Origin of the sequence: Photobacterium aquimaris, from assembly GCF_002954455.1 — a bacterium.
Lineage (GTDB): Bacteria > Pseudomonadota > Gammaproteobacteria > Enterobacterales > Vibrionaceae > Photobacterium > Photobacterium aquimaris.
Genome location: NZ_MSCC01000004.1, coordinates 152,319 through 169,772 on the forward strand (window position 1 = coordinate 152,319; position 17,454 = coordinate 169,772).

The window sequence follows — 17,454 nt, forward strand, 5'->3', positions numbered from 1 at the left end:
AGCCGCAGTATTAACAATCTTTGATTTGTTATTGCCGTTTGTATTTTGCGGCTTTCTCTTGCCCATATCACCAAACATTGAGTCAAGGGATGAAGCCATAGCCGAATCAGTTGTATTTAATTCATCAACTGCAGGTTGCTTTTCCTTACTACTTCCGAGGGATGAAAAGGCGTTGCTCATTAGGTCTGAGGTTAAAGAGTCACAGCTATCACGGTTATCACTACCATTATTTTCAGAGTCAGTGTTTTTTGTCTCATTTTTAGCATCACGTTTTGCGTTAAAACCGGCTTTAGAGGTGTTATCAACAAGAGTAATATTGCCCTCGACAAGACCAAGAGAGCCATTTGGATCAATAGTATCAATGGCGATTTTTAGAAATGTTAGATCACCAGACCAGTTTTCATCATTTAATGTAATATTCATAGAATGAACAACATCATTGGTTTCTTCATGGCGTAGAGCAACACCACCATCACAGAGTAGGGAGAAGATTGTTACATCTTTATTAGGTATGCCAGTGCCGCCAGCATTTTTAACCAATGGTATTGCAGCTTCTACTGCGCGTTGAGATACAAAATAGATAAAACCATCTTTCAGCCACGCGCCAGCACCTTTGCGGTTAAGTGGTAGCGCACCAGATTCAATTAGTTGTCGGAACGCAATAACGAATCGTTCAGATAAGGTATGGCGGGTATTGGTGTTCTGTCCGTCTTTTGATGATTTTCCTGACATTGATTTTTGGACTGAGTAAGAGTCGCAATATTCAATAACTTTACCAATATCACCACCGAATTGATTACGGCCAGCAATAGTGTGTAACCATTCTTGCCATAGACGAGGTGTACGAGATCGAATCCAGTAGATCCCCTCAAATGGCACAATGGTTTGTACTAAGGTTGGTGCAGCACTTTCATGCGCTAACTTATTACGGACGCTGTTATATCGCCACTTGTATCGAGTTCCTTCTTTTAATTGAGACTCACCGAAAGGTAGCCAAGCACAAATTTGGTTTTTGTCATTGAAATATACAACATCAAGATCTGTAACCACCTTACCGGCATCATGTAAAAGAGCAGCAGTAAAACATGCAAACATAAACACATCCAAAAACTCCTCCATTTCCGATTCAACACCTGTTTCGGTAAAAAGAAACTTTCGTGCATAAACTACTGCAGCGCGAGCTACATCTAATGAGTGTTCAATTAGACCTGTAGGGTAACTGTGGTGATGATATTCAGATGCGGGAAATGCTTGTACTAGAGCTGCATAGTTAGCAATAGTTTTACGATAATACATATCAAAATGCATTTGAGACAAACGTGTATTGGAGTCAATAACGCTAATTACATGCTGATGGATATTAAGTAATTGCTCTGGACTACAAGCAGTAAAGAACCCTTTGTCATCGGCACTTTTTGGATTTATGATTTTACCAACCTTACTTTTACTTACTTCTAACTGTACTGCATTGCTTGAATTTTTCTTTTTAAATAATCCCATGATAAATAAACCTTTGATGCCACATAATCTGAGGTGATTATCACAGAGAGTATTAAGCAAAGCCGGATTAGACTGTTTGCACCAAAGAATGATTGTATCGCCTTACGATTTTACTAATTACACAAATACAATTCAGTGTGGGAATCGTTAAAATTTGCTATTGGCAATAATAAAAAACTATTACTACAGCGATTATTAATATTATAATCATAGGAATTACGATGAATTAAGCGTGTAAGTTATTGTTTTTCGATTGCGCACAATATTTATCACATATTAAGTAATATTAAATTCAAACTAATTTAGCGCGAGGCTATGACTAATGAGCAGAGCTACGATTGTTACAGTTGCAGCCACTAAAGGTGGCGTTGGTAAAAGTACAACAGCAATCAATTTGGCTGTAGAGCTAACACAGCGTGGTAATAAAGTGCTGTTACTCGATGCTGATGAACAAGCAACTATTGATAGATTCCTGACTCATCGCACCAAGTCTCAAAATGAGTTAGGTTTAAGTGATGAATCTGATTTTGAATATGTAATTCAGCGTTCAAATATACCTAAATTTTTACGTCAGGTAATTACTCGTTACGACTGGATTATCATTGATACAAGCGGTAAGCAATCAGAGGAATTTGTTATTGCTGGTGCGTTTTCTGACATCATCTTATCTCCAACAACAGCATGTTTAGCTGATAGTGGTGAAGTAGAAAAGTTATTAGGTCTATTAAAGCAAATAAACACGATGCGAGAAGTGCAAGGTGTTGACGATGTGCCGTGTCATATATTTGTTAACAAGGTCGATACTCGTTCTTTCAGCACTGTGTACATACCTGAACGCAAAGAAATGGAAGCTCTATTTAGTACAGATGAGTTTTCGTGCATCAAGTTAATGAAAAGCTACATTACAGCCTATGGTGCATATCAGAAAATGTACCGCACGGGCATTGCAGTTGTCGAAACAAAAGAAAAAGCAAAAGCTCAATTTCAGGTGTTCGTAAATGAAATTCTTGAAATCAAAGCACAACTGGATAATGAAGACTAATATTTATATTGATTTTGTTGTTTACAAATTCAAATCTGATTTAGAGTAATAAGGTTATGGCTAAAAATTCAATGTTCGATACCGAAGCGAACAACCAGACAGACGAGTTGTTGAAAAGAGCGGCTAAGAAAGCTGTTGAGAATAATGTAAAGCAAGTACAAGAAACTGGTGGCTTACGTAAACGTACAACATATTCTGACGATGAAATCAGAGATCCATTATCACTTGTAGGGCACGAAGCGTTGTCATATACAGGAATGGATTACATGCAAAAAAATGGTAAGGTCACAAACCTAATCATGAGCCCTTTTGCAAAAGTAACCGCTATGTCACGCGCAAAACTAAGTGATGTGACTGCAACTTTCTCTCAGCAAACGAGTCGTGAATTTGATCAATATATGTCTGTCCTTGGATTTACATTTCTTGTTGAGCATTTTGGAGCAGAGCGAGCTCTTGAGCGTTTCACGCGAACGGAAGTAGAGCGCATCCTAAGTGCGACTAATGATATTCAAAATCAAATGACTAGGGCACAAATGGCTATCCAAGAAGTGTTGCTATCCAATGCTGGTCAATTAAATGAAAATGACGCTCGCGTTAAACGCAATGATGATGAAAAGGATAAGAAATGAAGAATAATAAAAACAACCACCACCAACATCAAACCGGTTCACAGTTAAATTCAGAAGCAACACAAGCTCCACAACAAAACACTACTACGCCAGAACCAGTGGTTTCACGCGCTGTAGCAAAAGAACTTGAACGTGAGGATTTTTTAAAGAAGATTCGTAAATCACGCACGTTAAAAGCATTATTACGGGATAGCCAGAAGTCTGAATTACAAGATTACTTAGCTATTTTTACCGAAGTAGTTAATGACCGAATTACAGAATTACAAGCAGTAGAAGATCAGCAAGTAGCTGAACGTAAAGCTGCAGAAGATACGATTAAAGAACTACGAGAAAAAGGAATTAACCTGGATCTCATTAAAGATTTACTATCAAAGTAATTTTGTTTAATACAAAAATGAAGCCCATCATTCTGGGCTTTTATTTTATCACTTATTACGTTTTAAAAACTCACTCATTGGCAATGTAGCGGCATTTATTTCACGCGCATATCTAGCAACCATAGCAGGTGTCTTCAATCTTGCGTTTAGTTGTATAGCAATATTACTATGCCCATCTGCTACCAACTCTTGAATACCGCCTACACGACCTGAGTGGCCAGTTAAATTAACATCTAACCCTAAGAGCTCTGATGCCCGTTTAGTGATCTTATTGATAAGATCAGGGGCAGGTTTTGTGGCTCTGACTTTTCCATACTTCGTAAGACCACGCAACAAATAACCAGAAGTAATACCAGACAAATTAAGCCAACGTTCAATGATACGTCTTGTGCGCTCTGAAAAGGGCACGTATGTAGCATCTGAACCGTCTTGGTCAGTTTTGCTTCGAGATATATAGAGCAGGGGCGTTTCACTTTCTAGGTTTAGATGTTGAATTTCTATTGATACCAACTCAGCTCTACGCATTAGGCATTCGAGCATTAAAGATAAGGCAACAAGATCACGAATATCAGCAAGTGAATCAGATTCACTAAGCATATCGTACATAGTATCTAGTTGTTCAAATGTCATACCTCTTGCCTGTCCCTGACCACCGCCTTTATCCTTTCTATGCTTTATGAATACGGACTTAACTAGTTCATCTTGCATTGGGTTGATGATGTTTAATGCTTGATAAAACTTTGATACCGAGTTGCACCATCTTGCCATTGTTGCTGGTTTACATTCGCCTCTACGTTGTTCCGATAGGCTAATGAACTCACGACAGGAAATATTAAAAGGATTGAGTTGGTGTTTATGACAAAGGTCGATGTAAATAGTCAAATCATAATTGAGTGATTTGATTGTATTCTCAGCATATTTGTTATTAATGATCTCAAGCCAGCGCACTAATGCAAGCTTCACATCATGGAGAGAAACATCATTACCGATTGTAGAAGTAGCGACAATATCGGTATTGCGGAACTCAGAGCTCATACGGTCAACTTCAACTACAAGCGTTGAAAAAGGTGTACTAGGATCTCTAAACTTATCATATGTTGAAGCTAATTCACGTTGATTACGTATTTCTGTCACGGTTAGATTGTCACTTAACCCCTGGCTGTTAGTGTATATGGTAGGAGAGTTATTAGGTTTTTCCATGTGATACTCATTAGGTTGATTGGTTTGTAGCTATCTTTAATATACAAGGATGAATCGGTATTGAATAGAAAAAAGCTTGATTCTTATAAGCATAAAGAACCAAGCTTTTTGTTAAGAACCGACAAGGGTTAATCTAATATCGGTGTTTCTTGGTGTGATATAAATCAGACTATCTATTGAACAAATAAATAGTTCTATCTTTGCTGATGTTTTACGTTTGGGCTTTATACCAAGTAATAAGCTTTTAGTTCGTCTTGGTAAATCTAATGATGTTTCTCGAATATTACGCTTATAGCTATATTGAAAAAGTTCTTCTTTACTGAGTGCATCACAAACAGATGTACCACGAGATAAGATTGCTATTGGATTACTTATCTTTAGCTCACCATTGATATTTACAATCACATCATAATCATAAATGTTACCTAACTTGGCATCTATCAGTCGTAGATTGTTTTTAACAACATTGTTTAGCTTTTGATTTGCCATTACAAAATCATTAATAAATTGGACAATCATGTTACGTAGATCACAAGCCCCTTTCTCTATACAAGAAGTATAGGCTGAATCCTCGGAAGCGAAATAATTTATCAAAGCCGCATCCCAAATATTTATAAAATCATCAAGGTTAAATTCAAACAAAATATCCAAGTTATCAATTTCAACTATAAGAAATGATTTTTTCATCATTTGTTCTTTCTTTAGATATAACCCTAAAGGTTTTAATTCCAACTCCATATTTTTTAAAATCATATCTGGGAGTTTATACCCAAAATCTAAAGTTAAAAAACATTTGATAGGGATTATCGAGCCAACTGGTTGAGCACCGTTATCACTCAATGCTGTTCTCCGTTACGTTAAAACAACATAAGTGAAATTATGTTGTGTGCTGATTCTTCTTTAATATCAGTCTGTTATTATAATTAATGCGTTACCTTGATAATATTCATCAAGTCTATATTAGACTTGCATTTTAATGCATAGTTTTATATTTGACAATTCAAGTTATAAACAAAACTGCAATAAAACAATATTCATAATTTTTTAGTAATTGAGCTTTAATTCAAATTTTTAAATTCATTTTAGTTGGTTAAGTAAAAAGTAAATACTGTTAGCTACATGGATTTAAAGCCTTATGTATTGAAATATATCATGCGATTTGTCCAATAAAAAAGATGATAATAATGTTTTCGATCATGAGAGAATAATTAATATAATATTTCATTACTTCATAAACATATTTTAATAAGTTTATTAAAATATTAGGTTTGGCGAGGAACTAAAATAAGCCACACATATAAACTATAATAATACAATCTATAGGATTTACTTTTTACAAGCAAGTAAAGGTGACACTGTAACACTGTAACACTGCCAGAATAAACACTCATAAAGTAAAAAGCCTCACCGTTTATCTTTAGATAATTAAACAAGAAACATAGGAACGGATAAATCGTGAAGACAAATAGATTTTGATGAATACAAAATCTATTTACGCCAACCATGATTAATTTACTCACGTCAATACCGATACAACAAAGAACCATTGTCGAATTATATAGAAGCACTCGTGGCTATTTTAAGCCTATTGTCGGTCTTTAATATACTATTTGTGTACTATGTTGTACTTATTGTTAACGCCAACACAGAGAGCCAAAAACAACGCTAAAATCTACTCCCAACCAAAAAGCCCATTCACGAACTATACAAATCGGCCATTTTACCCGATTTCTTAACACAACATAATTTCACTTATGTTGTTTTAAAGGTGGTATCAGCCAGATACCACTAAAGGACTATTGTTGAACTATAGATTATTAACCATATTGTGGCTTGCTACTAAAACCAATCCCAATAATTACTTGTTCTTAAATGATTGCTCGTGCGTTCTTCTATAAAGATCCATTGGCGATTATTTTAAACCTATTGTATATCTATGTTAGACCATTGTTCTTTTATAATTACCTATTGTAGATTAACACCAGTGATTCAAGCTGTTATAATTAGTCGAGCTATTTTCCCAATCCAACTATGGGTAATTGGCAGTAGCAATAAGCGGTAGTCAACAACAATGTGTGACACTGTAACAGTTTTATTTAAGATGTACTTTATTGCTGATTACCTTAAACAAGGAATTAAAATGCACCAAAATACCGATCAAAACCCTATTATTGAGTCCGAAGATCATTTGGTTTTACGCAAAGTAACCGGACGAAAGCGTAAATTTGATGATCCAGAACTGAAAAAGCACTTTGTGAATTACTTTTCAAACCGCCTAACTGGTGATCGGCTAGCTAAATTCAATGAAGCAACAATAGATTTTGCAAACTGCAATTTCAATTCAATCTCGTATGAGTTGCTATCAAACACTGAATATAAATCGTGGAATAAGTGCTGGTCGTCATATAAGGCGCGTAATTTTGGCGATAAAAAATATTTACATTATTTTTCAAAAAATACACATGATATTATTAAACAATTATCAGAAATGCCTCAATTTAAAGGCGATTCAATAGATAAAATAATAGTTAAACTTGGTATGCAAGAAATACATAAATCAGTTGATTAATAATTACCTTGTAATAAAACTGATATTTATAGCCACTTATAACCATATTTTAATTATAAGTGGCGTATATAGTTTATTAGTCCATTAAATGGCGACTCAAAAATAATGTATTTAAATATTCAAAAGAATCATTATATTGAATATATGAATCACATTCCTTTTTATATCTAATGTAAAAGCCCACTTCCTGTCGGCTGATAAATAAATCAACTCCAGTGGTGTAATTTCTTATCCAGCCCATTTCATTCATAAGATCTTTATTATGAAGAGACTGCATCATAAGCTCTTTAAAAACAATAAGATCCTTACTGTCATATTCATATGGCTTATATGTGATATAGATAGATATTTGTTTTTCGAGTACGTGAACATTGAAATTATCTAAATAACCAACTTCTGATGTGATATTTTGATTAAGAAAAACCTCAAATTCCTCTTTGAACTCATCAACTCCATCTGCTTCAAGGCGAAATGGTAACTGACTAAACACTTCTTGTAAAAATTTAATACCAGAAAAGTTTTCTTTCTCACACTCATCTTCCTGAGCTAAATTCTTTAACTGTAAATTCAATTCATTAATTTCTAAATCTTTTTCTATCAATTCAGTAGTTAACTCATAATTTTTTAATTCTATATTTCTTATATTTTCATTTAAATTTCTTACATCACTATCATATTGATTCTGAGAAACATCATTACCACAAAAAACACACATTTAACAACCCACTTTTATTCTAAAATAATTAAAACCAATTTATCTAAATTGCAATAAAATAATTATTGAGTGATATAAGTAAATAATAAACTTTATCGTTTTATATTTTAATCTAAATTCTACTAATGGGAATTTATCATAAATAAATGATAATATTGCGTCACACCGTCACAAAAAGAACATTAGTAGTCATTATCTATTAGATATGATTACACATCTTATTTAATACAGGATTAGAGTTACGCACTAATGAAATATCAACAGTTAGAAAATCTTGAATGCGGCTGGAAATGGCAATATCTAAACAAAAAATTCCTTGCTGGCGAAAATGCTTCACGCTGGATTGATACCAGTGAGATTCAACAGGCCAAGGCCGAGTTAACGGCCATTGGTGCAGAGCCAACAAAGATTACTAACTGGATTGAAAAGCATATTTCAGACAATGCTAATAACAAGTTAAAACAAAGTATTCGTGCAAAACGAAAACGCTATTTCGATTCAGAGCAGAAACATACCAAGAAGAAGTCGATTGATATTGAGTATGATGTATGGGAAAAACTATCTACTTTTTCTAAAGAGATCGGTGGAACGCTATCTGAATCAATTGAGTTTTTACTATCAGAGGTGGATAAGTAAATAGTTGTGTTTGCTTCTTGTATATTCGCTACAAACGATAATACCCATTTGTAGCCGAATATACTTAAAACATTCAGCTTTATGCGATAGTCTCTTGAAGCCTTTTAACTTCCTTTCTAAGGTATTGTAGTTCTTCTTTCTCTTTTTGTTTTTTTTCTTCGATTAATTTATATTTGCCTTTCTGCTTCTCTTTGTTGAACTCGAAATAGGTATCTTCACTAAAATATTTAGACAAATTTGACTTGGGTAGCATACTAATGACACGTTGAATAATTCTATACGTAACGTCTTGACACCATAAGCAATATTCTTGGTTTTCAATCCACTCTATCCAGCTACATACTTTGGCAGGTTTTTTAGCTATTTTTTTCTGCAATAAGTTATTTAAATATTTTGGGTTACCATAAAAGTCACCATCTTTACTACTACTAATTATTAATTCTTCTGGCTTTAAATGCGTCAGTCCATTACGTATTTCTACTAATAAGCGATATTCTTGATATAGCTTTTCATTTTTGTCCCACTCACCAAATACCGATAGGTTTTTTAAAGCAGTAATGCTTTCTTCTTTTTTTGAGGTTTTTGGTTTATCGCCCTGTAACTTGGGCTTATCTTCATTGGTGCTTTCTTCTTTATTTGAAGCTTTTTGTTTCCGATTACCAATAAGCTTGAGCTTGCCCTGTAACATTAGCTCATCTTCATTAAGATGATTATCATATGAGCGATTAGAATAGCCAGCAAAGACGATTGGATTTTTACTGCAGTAAGAATAAAAACACTCAAGATCCGTAAGCAAAGCCTCTACAGTAGCAGCACAAAGCAATGTGCATGTAACCCCCTCAGAATTTTCAGCAGCATTATCGGTTCTATCAAACAACCCAAGATGATGATATGGCATAAACCGACTTTCTTTTTTATTCTTTTTATTTTTGGGAGTTAGTACAAGTGATACGGCCATAAATACCTCTAAGAAATGAGTATTTCATTAAAATGGAAGCCATAATAAGAAGAATTGCAATTACAAAAAAGCCTTAGTTGTTATTTACGTATCGTAATTACAAAAAAAACCGCCAAAGCCATTACAGCCTAGCGGTCTTTTCCTTGACTATGTACTAATAATAATCAATATGCTCTGTTCTAGTTACAGGGAAAATGTTAAAAACCCTATAACTACGTTCATTATATGTCATGTGATTTTGTAATCAACACTATTAACTAACTTATATTTTTATTTAAAAAAATAAGTTAGTTAGCCTTGTGCAGATTGCAGTTAAAAAAAGCCATATCCCCCAGAGAAGATATGGCTTTTTTCTGTTATAAGAAATAAGTTGTTATGATTTAATTAGATATGTAGTTAACAATAAATGGTGATGTTTAAGCATCAATAATAGGTTTTGTTGTAAATTTAGTTAAGCATGAAGATGGATTATCAATATAGCGATTAGCTACGATCCAAAACGTGTCCACATAGCTATGTATCATCATGTATGCAAGCCTATCAGCTTGTGGCAATACAAGGTTAACCTTTTCACAGATAACGCCATAGATGTAACGTACAAACTGTTCTGGCGAATCACCTAACAGCGTAAATATGGCACACCAACGTTTAGTTGCTTTAGTCCAGTTAACCGTTAGGTACTTTTCAGCAAGTGTTCTTAGTGAGATCCCCTGCTTTCGAGCTTCAAGCCCTACCATGCCAATAGCCTTAATCATGTAATGCATACAACTAATATATTCCGCACGTTTATTCGTTGAAGTAACTAGTGGATTACACCAGTCATTTACACGAATAAATGAGAGCCAGTAAGTACGGGCAAGAATAAACAGTTGTTCATCATCTTTCGTCTTAATGTCATGCTCAAGCAGCGTTGTGTTAGCAGTAATAAAATCTCTGAGCGTAAACAGATTACTATTATTTTTGCTTATTGTTGAACGCAAGGTGCTGATTAAAAGACGCAGTTCCTTACATTCATTGATTAAGCGATAAGTAATATTACTAACGCGCTTAGTTGGGTTGTTATTGTTGATTACATTTTTACTTAATAAAGAAGCAGTTAAACTTTGCATTAGATAATTCCTAGATAAGAAAAAGCCCCGTCATTTCTGACGAGGCTTAGTTGGATTGTAAGTTTTAGCGTTACTTTGGTACTTAGTCGATCACCTTAATATGTTGAATTGGCACAGTACCTAAATCGGTACGTACTTCCTCAAACTTTTCAGGGTGTGCCAGCTTATATTCATAATTCTCATAGCGGTGCGCTCTAAAGAACGTCACAATTTGCAATGTATTATCAGTATCGCTACGTCCGATCACTAACATGGCATTGTTGTCATGGTTATGCCATTGCTCGTTAGTATCTTTAGTTGCAGGTACTTTAACCGTCCATTTCGATTGCTTAATCAACTTGGTCATAAATGCCAGTGGGTTTCGACCACCATCATTTAATTCATCTTGTGACATGCGCTGTAAGAACTGAGAAAAAGCATGAGGCTTTAAGATCAAAGCTTGTGCCCCTTTACGGATTTTACCGAAAAGATCAAAGTTGATTTGCCCGTATTCCATTGGTTCAGGAGCAATAGGCAATGCTCGTAGTTCAAAGTCAGACAATTTAATGATGCCGCACATACGTACTTTGTACATGCTCATAGTAATACGTTCAAGCAGCTTTGCCGCAACATGATCACCCTCTTTCACAAACTCTTTTAGAGAGTCAAGATTGTGGAATGCATCGACTAACAACTTGTTTTCAGTATAAACACGGACACGTTTCTTAGGTTGGCATTGCATCTGAACAAGATTTAATGCCATAAAACCTGCATCCACGTAGTTAAGCTCACGGCCACGGCTTTCGCTCATGTTGATGCTTAATACAAAACTGCCGAATTGTGCATTAACCATACGCTCTGATTCATTCATTTCGATATAAAGAATATCGTTTTCATAGCGTGAATCGGCAGTATTATTTTGGTGAACATTTGTTGATTGATTGGTCATGATTGGATCTTTCCGAAGATTGGGGCTCATATCCTCTGTTCTATGATGTTTAATATCATTGAATAAAGTAATGAGTGAAAAACATTGAACACCATCGCGCTCAATAGGTTTCGTTGGAATTAGAAAATTGAGTCCAGCGTATGCCGGTTCATTTGATTCGACTGTAACAATCTCACAGTCATGATTGAATTTATCAATACGCTCCTGTCGCTCACTTGGAGATTGGAACTTGATAGTTAATTTTGATGTTTGCAAAACCGCAGCTAGCTCATGGAATGCGTTATCACGTTTGGTTTTACGAGTGAAACTTTCTAATGTTCTGCGACCAATTGAAAGATAGCCAATATCGGTACTAATGCAGAGAATATCTGAAATTTCATCTGATACAAATTCGTCATATCGTTCAACATCGTTATATTCTAAAACAAATGGTGATACGTGATTAAAACGCGCACCAAAGAACATAGTTGTTACTGGTGTTGCCACACTGAGCAGCACTTTAGAAAAGTCACTAGCGTCACGATCAGAGCTCAAACCACGTAATGAAGTAACCGTATCATCGCAAGATGCCATGATATGTACTTTATTGTTGTTGACCTCTTTAGTTATGAGTAATCGTAACCCTTTATCAGAACAAAGAATCGCATTTAGAGCCTTTAACTCTGCATAGGCCAATACTTCGTTTGGGTTTTTGAATGATATGTTTGTGATTTTAACTATACCGGCCATGTTAACCGGTCTAAGTTGCTTTCTGGCAATATCATCAGGTAGACGAACGTTCCAGTGGACTTCACAAGAGTTATATGTGCGTGTTTGGGGATTTGCGGATATAGAGATAGTGATCATTATTAATTCCTAATAGGTTTTAAAAATGATTATAGCATTATCAAGTATCAGATCTTGCTAAGTTATCTATTCTCCTTTTGCCCTGGCACTATTTGATATGATTTGATTAAAAAGAAAACAGCAGCATGAATCATCGCACTATAAAATACGGTGATTCATGGCTGTAATAAACAAAATTAAAGTAGTGAACGCCAGTTACGTGCTTCCATAGGGAAACCAAGAACACCTTTGGCATTGAATTGGTCTGCCCAATCAACGCCAGATTCGCCATTAGGGATTTCCATGTCAGGCTCAAAGGCAAACACCTTAACACCATAAGGCTTTAAGCGTTCGCGCAATGTATCTGCACAGATCTCACCAGTTTTTGAAACGTCCTTATCTTGGAAAATAAACACATACTCAGTTCCTTGTGCTGGCAACCAGTTGGCTAACATCGTTGCATTAATACAACAGTTAACAGGCATACCGGTAGCCACTGATGCAGCAAGTGTTGTTTCTAAACCCTCACCTAAACCAAGAACTTTTGTTCCAGCGTCAGCAAGTTGGATAGAACCACCACTAATGTCAGTTAGCGGAATATGTGGAGTCATTTTCTTTGGATCTACTTGAGTAATATCTTCTAGCGCATAACCTTGTTTAGTAATCTCATTCGGCACTTTAGAAAGGTCTAACTTATTACCATCCCAATCTAAGTAGGTACGGTGAATACGTGTAGGACGACCATTTGGAGTGCGAATTTGAGCAAGTAACGCAGGGTATTTACCAGCTAATACAAATTTTGTTTCTTTCGGATTGGTTGGATTAGTCCAAAGTACAAAAAACTCAAGTGCAGGGTGTAAACGCACTTCATCATTAAGAGTACCGATATTACCAAGACCGCGCTTTACGAAATACTTACGAGCAGGTTCAGCGTATGGGTGATCTAACGATACAGAGCCATTCCACATTTGAACCAAACGTTTGATACCACGTTCATTGTCAACCTTGTCTTTCTTAGCTTGTTCAGCCTTTCGAGCTTCACGTTTTGCTTCATACTCAGCTTGACGCTTTGCAGCCTCAGCTTTTGCAGCATCATCATTACCATTGCCATAAACATTACCGTCTAAATCGCAGTAATAACCAGCGAAGTAACCGATTTTCTTTACAGCATCACGGTATGAACATTTGTCAGCTTCCATTACTAACGAAAAGCCATTAGAAATTGTGCCGCATGAGTGACAAACACAAGTGCCAAATTCCGCACCATTTTTCAAGAAACGAAAGTTTTCACCAGATTTACCGCCATGAATAGGACAAGCTGATTTTTTAGAGCTAGCTTTGCCAACACCACAAGTATTAACAGCACTTTCAATGCTATACATTTGGCCAAGCACCTCAGCAAAATTGCCTTGGTTAGCTAGCATGATACGGATTTCCTCGGTTTCACGTTTTACACGATCAAGACCAGATTCTTTATAAGAGTTAGAGTATTTATTAGAGTTAGACATAGTTGTTACCTTAGATAGTTGGGAGGTTGGATTGGGTTGTTGGTAGAACGGACATTACAAGCTGATTTCAGTCCGAGCAGCTTATGGAAAATACTCATACGTTTGATGTGCTTGATTTTGTAAACAGCAATATCAACAAATGTATAAGAACTTGCAGAATTAGGTTGGATTAGTTGGAAAGGTGTTGCTGATGGATGGTAATGAGTGATCACGCCCTGTTGGGCGCAATCATCATTATTTTGTTAAGAAAAAAGAATTTGCTCAGAAAGTTTAAAAATCTCTGATGCAAGTTGATCTATTTTCTTTATGCTTACCGCATATTGTTCACCGAATAGTGGCTTAACTAACGTATTTGCATCACCAATGCCAATACCAAAGACTTCTACACCATCACTGGTGCGAATGCGATTGATTAGCTCAGTACACTGAGTACGTTGATCAGGCTCACCGTCAGTAATAACGATAAGGATTTTTCGTGCTTCTTTACGTTGACTGATTGATCGTAAACCCGACCACAAGCCCGTTAACAACGGAGTGTAACCGCCGCCATAAGCAAGATGTTCACTTAAACGGTCAGCACATTGATTTGCTGATTCATTGAAGTCTTTCACCTTGTAAACGATGTTACTACTTGATTCAGTACCAAACGTTTCAACACTAGTAGATACGAAATTAATAGGCTCAAGTGCTTTGATTAATGCAAGAGTTGCACTAGCCGCCACTTGGCCTTTCTCGTTTTTCATAGAACCACTATCATCTAGCAATATAGTAATCGCAGTATTTGTTAGTTTACGTGTTAGCTCTTGGCGAAACACTTTGTAATCGCCTTGTGCCATACGTGTACCAGCATTACCGATCATACGTTTACCTGCTGATTTACGTGATACTACTTTTCGTTGTTTTGCAGCAATTAAGCCCTGTAAACGTTGACGAACAAATACAGATTGCGTGTCTGCAATTCGATGAAGTGTTTTTGCACCTAATGAATTGCCTTTAAGGGAACGATACGTGATTGCACTATTAACTTTAGAGTCAGTTGTATAATCACTTGCTTTAACTTTACCACTAGCTTGATCATCTTCACTTTGCTTTCCTAACTTTTCAGCAAGCGCATCGCCAGCGTCAGAATTAGGTAGTTCAGCATTACCGCTAATAATATCGTTTAGTGCATCAATAGCATCATCAACCTGCTCTTGTGTAAGAGGTTTCTGATTGGCTGTTGAATCGTCAGACTTATAACCCTGATCACCCATATTGGTTGAATCAGAAGAATTATTGTTATCTGCATTTTTATCTTGGCTATTATCATCACCTTGGCTATTGCCAGATTGCGAATCATCACCTTGATCGTCTTGGCTATTATCATCGCCCTGGCTATCGCCAGATTGTGAATCATCACCTTGATCGTCTTGGCTATTATCATCACCTTGATCGTCTTGGCTATTATCATCGCCCTGACTATCGCCAGATTGTGAATCATCACCTTGATCATTGTTCTGAGAATTGTCACCGCCAGATTGTGAATCATCGCTATTGCTATCATCGTCTTGGCTATCGCCAGAGTCAGAATCACCTTGCGCTGTATCATCTTCGCTATCGTTACCGCCCTGTTGGTCTTGCTGCTGTTGCTGTTGCTGTTGCTGATCTCGGATTACGTCTTTTAGTTTTTCTAAAATGTCGTAAACGCGATCAGTTAAGTCCATGCAATCTTGACTACTAGCAAGCTGTTTAACACCATTTAAAACACTTTTAAGCTCTAAAACTGCGTCATTACCTAACTGCTCCACCAGCAATACTTCATTTTCATCAAGTAAGGCTTTGTAGCAAGTGTAGTTATTGGCAGCAAAGAAGCTGTAGGTGTAAATGAAGTTAAGTATTTGAGAACTCAAAGGCAAATTTGACGCATCTGGATTCTTCTTTTCGTCTTCGTCTTGTAACCAAGTACGCATTTCACTTAAACGTTTGTATGCACCAGCATATTCTTTCGATAATTCACGCTCGATGTATGTATCTTCAAAAATATTACTAATACGTTTTTTAAGTGAAATTTCAGACTTACTCTTTTGAGTGTTGATTAGATCTTTAAGTACAGCAAAGTTCGTGTAATTAATATGGCCACATTCATGCAATGCGTAAGCATATGCGGCTGCACGGGCTTCTGCATTGTCTACATCGAATAATGGGATATTGATTTGCCACTTACTACCTACAGGAGCGCAGTACGCACCAGAGCCGCTAAATGTAACATCAACGTTCAGGTCATTAGAGATTGCACCAATGTATAACGGTAAGCTGTTTAGAATAGATTGATACATTAGGTTGTTCCTTATTGGGGTGTTGGATAGTTGGTAAAGAAAAAGGGCTAAGTAAAAACTTAACCCTCAATATTAGAAATCGTCTAAAATCGAAAATGCATCATGGCTATCATCGTTATTAGTATCGGTTTCTTCCACTTCTTGAATTTCCTTTGATGGTGTTTCTTCAACGGATATTGCTTCAATTTGTGGCATGTCAGTATTAGATGTTGTTTCAGTTTCAGCAGATAGGGATGGTTGTTGGATTACATTCAATGGCGAATTTGGAAGCAAACTTCCTTGTGAATCATCTTTCGGTTTAACGTTACTCATACCAAAGATTAATTGCGGTTTAGCCAGCATTGAAATTGCCTGTACGTAATCATCACAAAACTCATTAGATAAGCTCTCTTTTAAATCGTCCGGTACTTTTTCAAGTATCGCTTCAATAAAATCGACAAGCGGTAATGCCTTATCTGAAAGCATGGCATTAACCAGTAACTTATCTTGAACATCACGTAAAACGATCAAGTCTCTACGATTTATCGCAAAGTGCCCTTTCTCCTGTTTACGTTTAATAAGCTGTTCTTGTTTATCAGTGAAACGTTCCGCGACTTCATCAATAAGTGTCTTTTCTAGCCCACTTACCATGTCTTGTGCTGTTCTAATTTCAAACTGTATCTGGCTGTCGATATAATCAACCGAGAACGCATTGTCCTTGATGATTTGACCGAAGCCCTTACGCTTTGCTTCTGCTTCACTAGCCCAACGTAAAAGGTGAATTTGGTAACGGCTGATGATCTCAGCTTTTGTTTCATACCATTCTTCTTGTACCTTTTTAAGTTGGCTCATTACCTCAGCATGTTTTACGTTAGGGACAATAAAACCATCACCAAAACGCACACCGTACTTAGATAGTGCCGCTACTGCAGTATTAGATAGGTTGCGAAATTTCTTGAGCAATTCAGGTTTAATCATAGACACGTTACCCAAGTGGGCTAACTCTTTGTCTAATTCATAATCCAACTCAAGATATTCACTTTTTAGGACGCGCTTACCATGCCATTGAGAGATCTCAAGATAAACAGGTGTTACGTCTTTAGGTAAAGTAATTATTGAAGACATTAGATAATTTCCAGATTGGTGCTTAATAGTATTTTACAT

At 36.2% G+C, this 17,454-nt stretch carries 14 protein-coding genes and 1 pseudogene; 5 read left to right on the forward strand and 10 right to left on the reverse strand.

What is annotated here, in order from left to right; genetic code table 11:
• The coding region (gene mobH, locus BTN98_RS18615; protein ID WP_146107053.1) for a MobH family relaxase at positions 1 to 1,500 on the reverse strand (1,500 nt) is incomplete at its 3' end.
• A 337-nt stretch (positions 1,501 to 1,837) separates the two neighbouring features.
• On the opposite strand from mobH, the pseudogene BTN98_RS18620 reads away from it, so the two are divergent.
• The 3 genes and pseudogenes from BTN98_RS18620 to BTN98_RS18630 all read left to right on the forward strand — a co-directional run.
• Positions 1,838 to 2,542 (forward strand): annotated as a pseudogene (locus BTN98_RS18620) (ParA family protein); the annotation flags it as partial.
• A gap of 56 nt (positions 2,543 to 2,598) precedes the next feature.
• Positions 2,599 to 3,171 carry a hypothetical protein gene (locus BTN98_RS18625; protein ID WP_065190164.1) on the forward strand — a complete coding sequence of 191 codons (573 nt, stop codon included), beginning with the start codon at positions 2,599 to 2,601 and terminating at the stop codon, positions 3,169 to 3,171.
• A complete protein-coding gene (locus BTN98_RS18630) occupies positions 3,168 to 3,548 on the forward strand; it encodes an H-NS family histone-like protein (protein ID WP_065190165.1) in 381 nt (126 codons plus the stop codon). The genes BTN98_RS18625 and BTN98_RS18630 overlap by 4 nt, the downstream gene beginning before the upstream one ends.
• A 48-nt stretch (positions 3,549 to 3,596) precedes the next feature.
• Here BTN98_RS18630 and BTN98_RS18635 read toward each other — a convergent pair whose 3' ends face one another.
• Entirely contained in the window at positions 3,597 to 4,682 is a 1,086-nt protein-coding gene (locus tag BTN98_RS18635; protein ID WP_162271148.1) for a tyrosine-type recombinase/integrase, read from the reverse strand.
• A 177-nt stretch (positions 4,683 to 4,859) separates the two neighbouring features.
• On the reverse strand, positions 4,860 to 5,588 hold the full coding sequence (locus BTN98_RS18640) for a hypothetical protein (protein WP_065190167.1): 729 nt from the start codon (positions 5,586 to 5,588) through the stop codon (positions 4,860 to 4,862).
• A gap of 1,300 nt (positions 5,589 to 6,888) precedes the next feature.
• Here BTN98_RS18640 and BTN98_RS18645 point away from each other — a divergent pair.
• Positions 6,889 to 7,317, forward strand: coding sequence for a hypothetical protein (locus tag BTN98_RS18645; RefSeq protein ID WP_146107050.1), 429 nt, complete (start codon positions 6,889 to 6,891; stop codon positions 7,315 to 7,317).
• A gap of 76 nt (positions 7,318 to 7,393) precedes the next feature.
• Here BTN98_RS18645 and BTN98_RS18650 read toward each other — a convergent pair whose 3' ends face one another.
• Positions 7,394 to 8,032, reverse strand: coding sequence for a hypothetical protein (locus tag BTN98_RS18650; protein WP_065190169.1), 639 nt, complete (start codon positions 8,030 to 8,032; stop codon positions 7,394 to 7,396).
• 249 nt (positions 8,033 to 8,281) lie between these two features.
• Between BTN98_RS18650 and BTN98_RS18655 the strand changes: the two genes are divergently transcribed.
• Positions 8,282 to 8,668 carry a hypothetical protein gene (locus BTN98_RS18655; RefSeq protein WP_065190170.1) on the forward strand — a complete coding sequence of 129 codons (387 nt, stop codon included), beginning with the start codon at positions 8,282 to 8,284 and terminating at the stop codon, positions 8,666 to 8,668.
• 79 nt (positions 8,669 to 8,747) lie between these two features.
• On the opposite strand, the gene BTN98_RS18660 is transcribed toward BTN98_RS18655, so the two are convergent.
• The 6 genes from BTN98_RS18660 to BTN98_RS18685 form a co-directional block, all read right to left on the reverse strand.
• On the reverse strand, positions 8,748 to 9,626 hold the full coding sequence (locus BTN98_RS18660; protein WP_065190171.1) for a hypothetical protein: 879 nt from the start codon (positions 9,624 to 9,626) through the stop codon (positions 8,748 to 8,750).
• Positions 9,627 to 10,042: 416 nt separating this feature from the next.
• Complete coding sequence (locus BTN98_RS18665; RefSeq protein ID WP_065190172.1) at positions 10,043 to 10,735, reverse strand: DNA sulfur modification protein DndB; 693 nt, start codon at positions 10,733 to 10,735, stop codon at positions 10,043 to 10,045.
• Positions 10,736 to 10,817: 82 nt separating this feature from the next.
• Positions 10,818 to 12,509: a hypothetical protein gene (locus BTN98_RS18670; RefSeq protein ID WP_065190173.1), complete on the reverse strand. Its 1,692-nt coding sequence runs from the start codon at positions 12,507 to 12,509 to the stop codon at positions 10,818 to 10,820.
• A 176-nt stretch (positions 12,510 to 12,685) separates the two neighbouring features.
• Complete coding sequence (locus BTN98_RS18675; protein WP_065190174.1) at positions 12,686 to 13,996, reverse strand: toprim domain-containing protein; 1,311 nt, start codon at positions 13,994 to 13,996, stop codon at positions 12,686 to 12,688.
• Between the two features lie 242 nt (positions 13,997 to 14,238).
• The gene (locus BTN98_RS18680; protein WP_105030065.1) at positions 14,239 to 16,311 is read right to left on the reverse strand and encodes a cobaltochelatase CobT-related protein; all 2,073 of its coding nucleotides are present in this window, start codon (positions 16,309 to 16,311) and stop codon (positions 14,239 to 14,241) included.
• Between the two features lie 72 nt (positions 16,312 to 16,383).
• Positions 16,384 to 17,415 carry a DUF3150 domain-containing protein gene (locus BTN98_RS18685; RefSeq protein ID WP_065190177.1) on the reverse strand — a complete coding sequence of 344 codons (1,032 nt, stop codon included), beginning with the start codon at positions 17,413 to 17,415 and terminating at the stop codon, positions 16,384 to 16,386.
• Positions 17,416 to 17,454 lie beyond the last annotated feature (39 nt).

Coding starts and splice junctions, on each gene's coding strand:
- BTN98_RS18625 (WP_065190164.1), top strand. CDS start 2,599: ATGGCTAAAAATTCAATGTTCGATACCGAAGCGAACAACCAGACAGAC.
- BTN98_RS18630 (WP_065190165.1), top strand. CDS start 3,168: ATGAAGAATAATAAAAACAACCACCACCAACATCAAACCGGTTCACAG.
- BTN98_RS18645 (WP_146107050.1), top strand. CDS start 6,889: ATGCACCAAAATACCGATCAAAACCCTATTATTGAGTCCGAAGATCAT.
- BTN98_RS18650 (WP_065190169.1), bottom strand. CDS start 8,032: ATGTGTGTTTTTTGTGGTAATGATGTTTCTCAGAATCAATATGATAGT.
- BTN98_RS18655 (WP_065190170.1), top strand. CDS start 8,282: ATGAAATATCAACAGTTAGAAAATCTTGAATGCGGCTGGAAATGGCAA.
- BTN98_RS18660 (WP_065190171.1), bottom strand. CDS start 9,626: ATGGCCGTATCACTTGTACTAACTCCCAAAAATAAAAAGAATAAAAAA.
- BTN98_RS18665 (WP_065190172.1), bottom strand. CDS start 10,735: ATGCAAAGTTTAACTGCTTCTTTATTAAGTAAAAATGTAATCAACAAT.
- BTN98_RS18670 (WP_065190173.1), bottom strand. CDS start 12,509: ATGATCACTATCTCTATATCCGCAAATCCCCAAACACGCACATATAAC.
- BTN98_RS18675 (WP_065190174.1), bottom strand. CDS start 13,996: ATGTCTAACTCTAATAAATACTCTAACTCTTATAAAGAATCTGGTCTT.
- BTN98_RS18680 (WP_105030065.1), bottom strand. CDS start 16,311: ATGTATCAATCTATTCTAAACAGCTTACCGTTATACATTGGTGCAATC.
- BTN98_RS18685 (WP_065190177.1), bottom strand. CDS start 17,415: ATGTCTTCAATAATTACTTTACCTAAAGACGTAACACCTGTTTATCTT.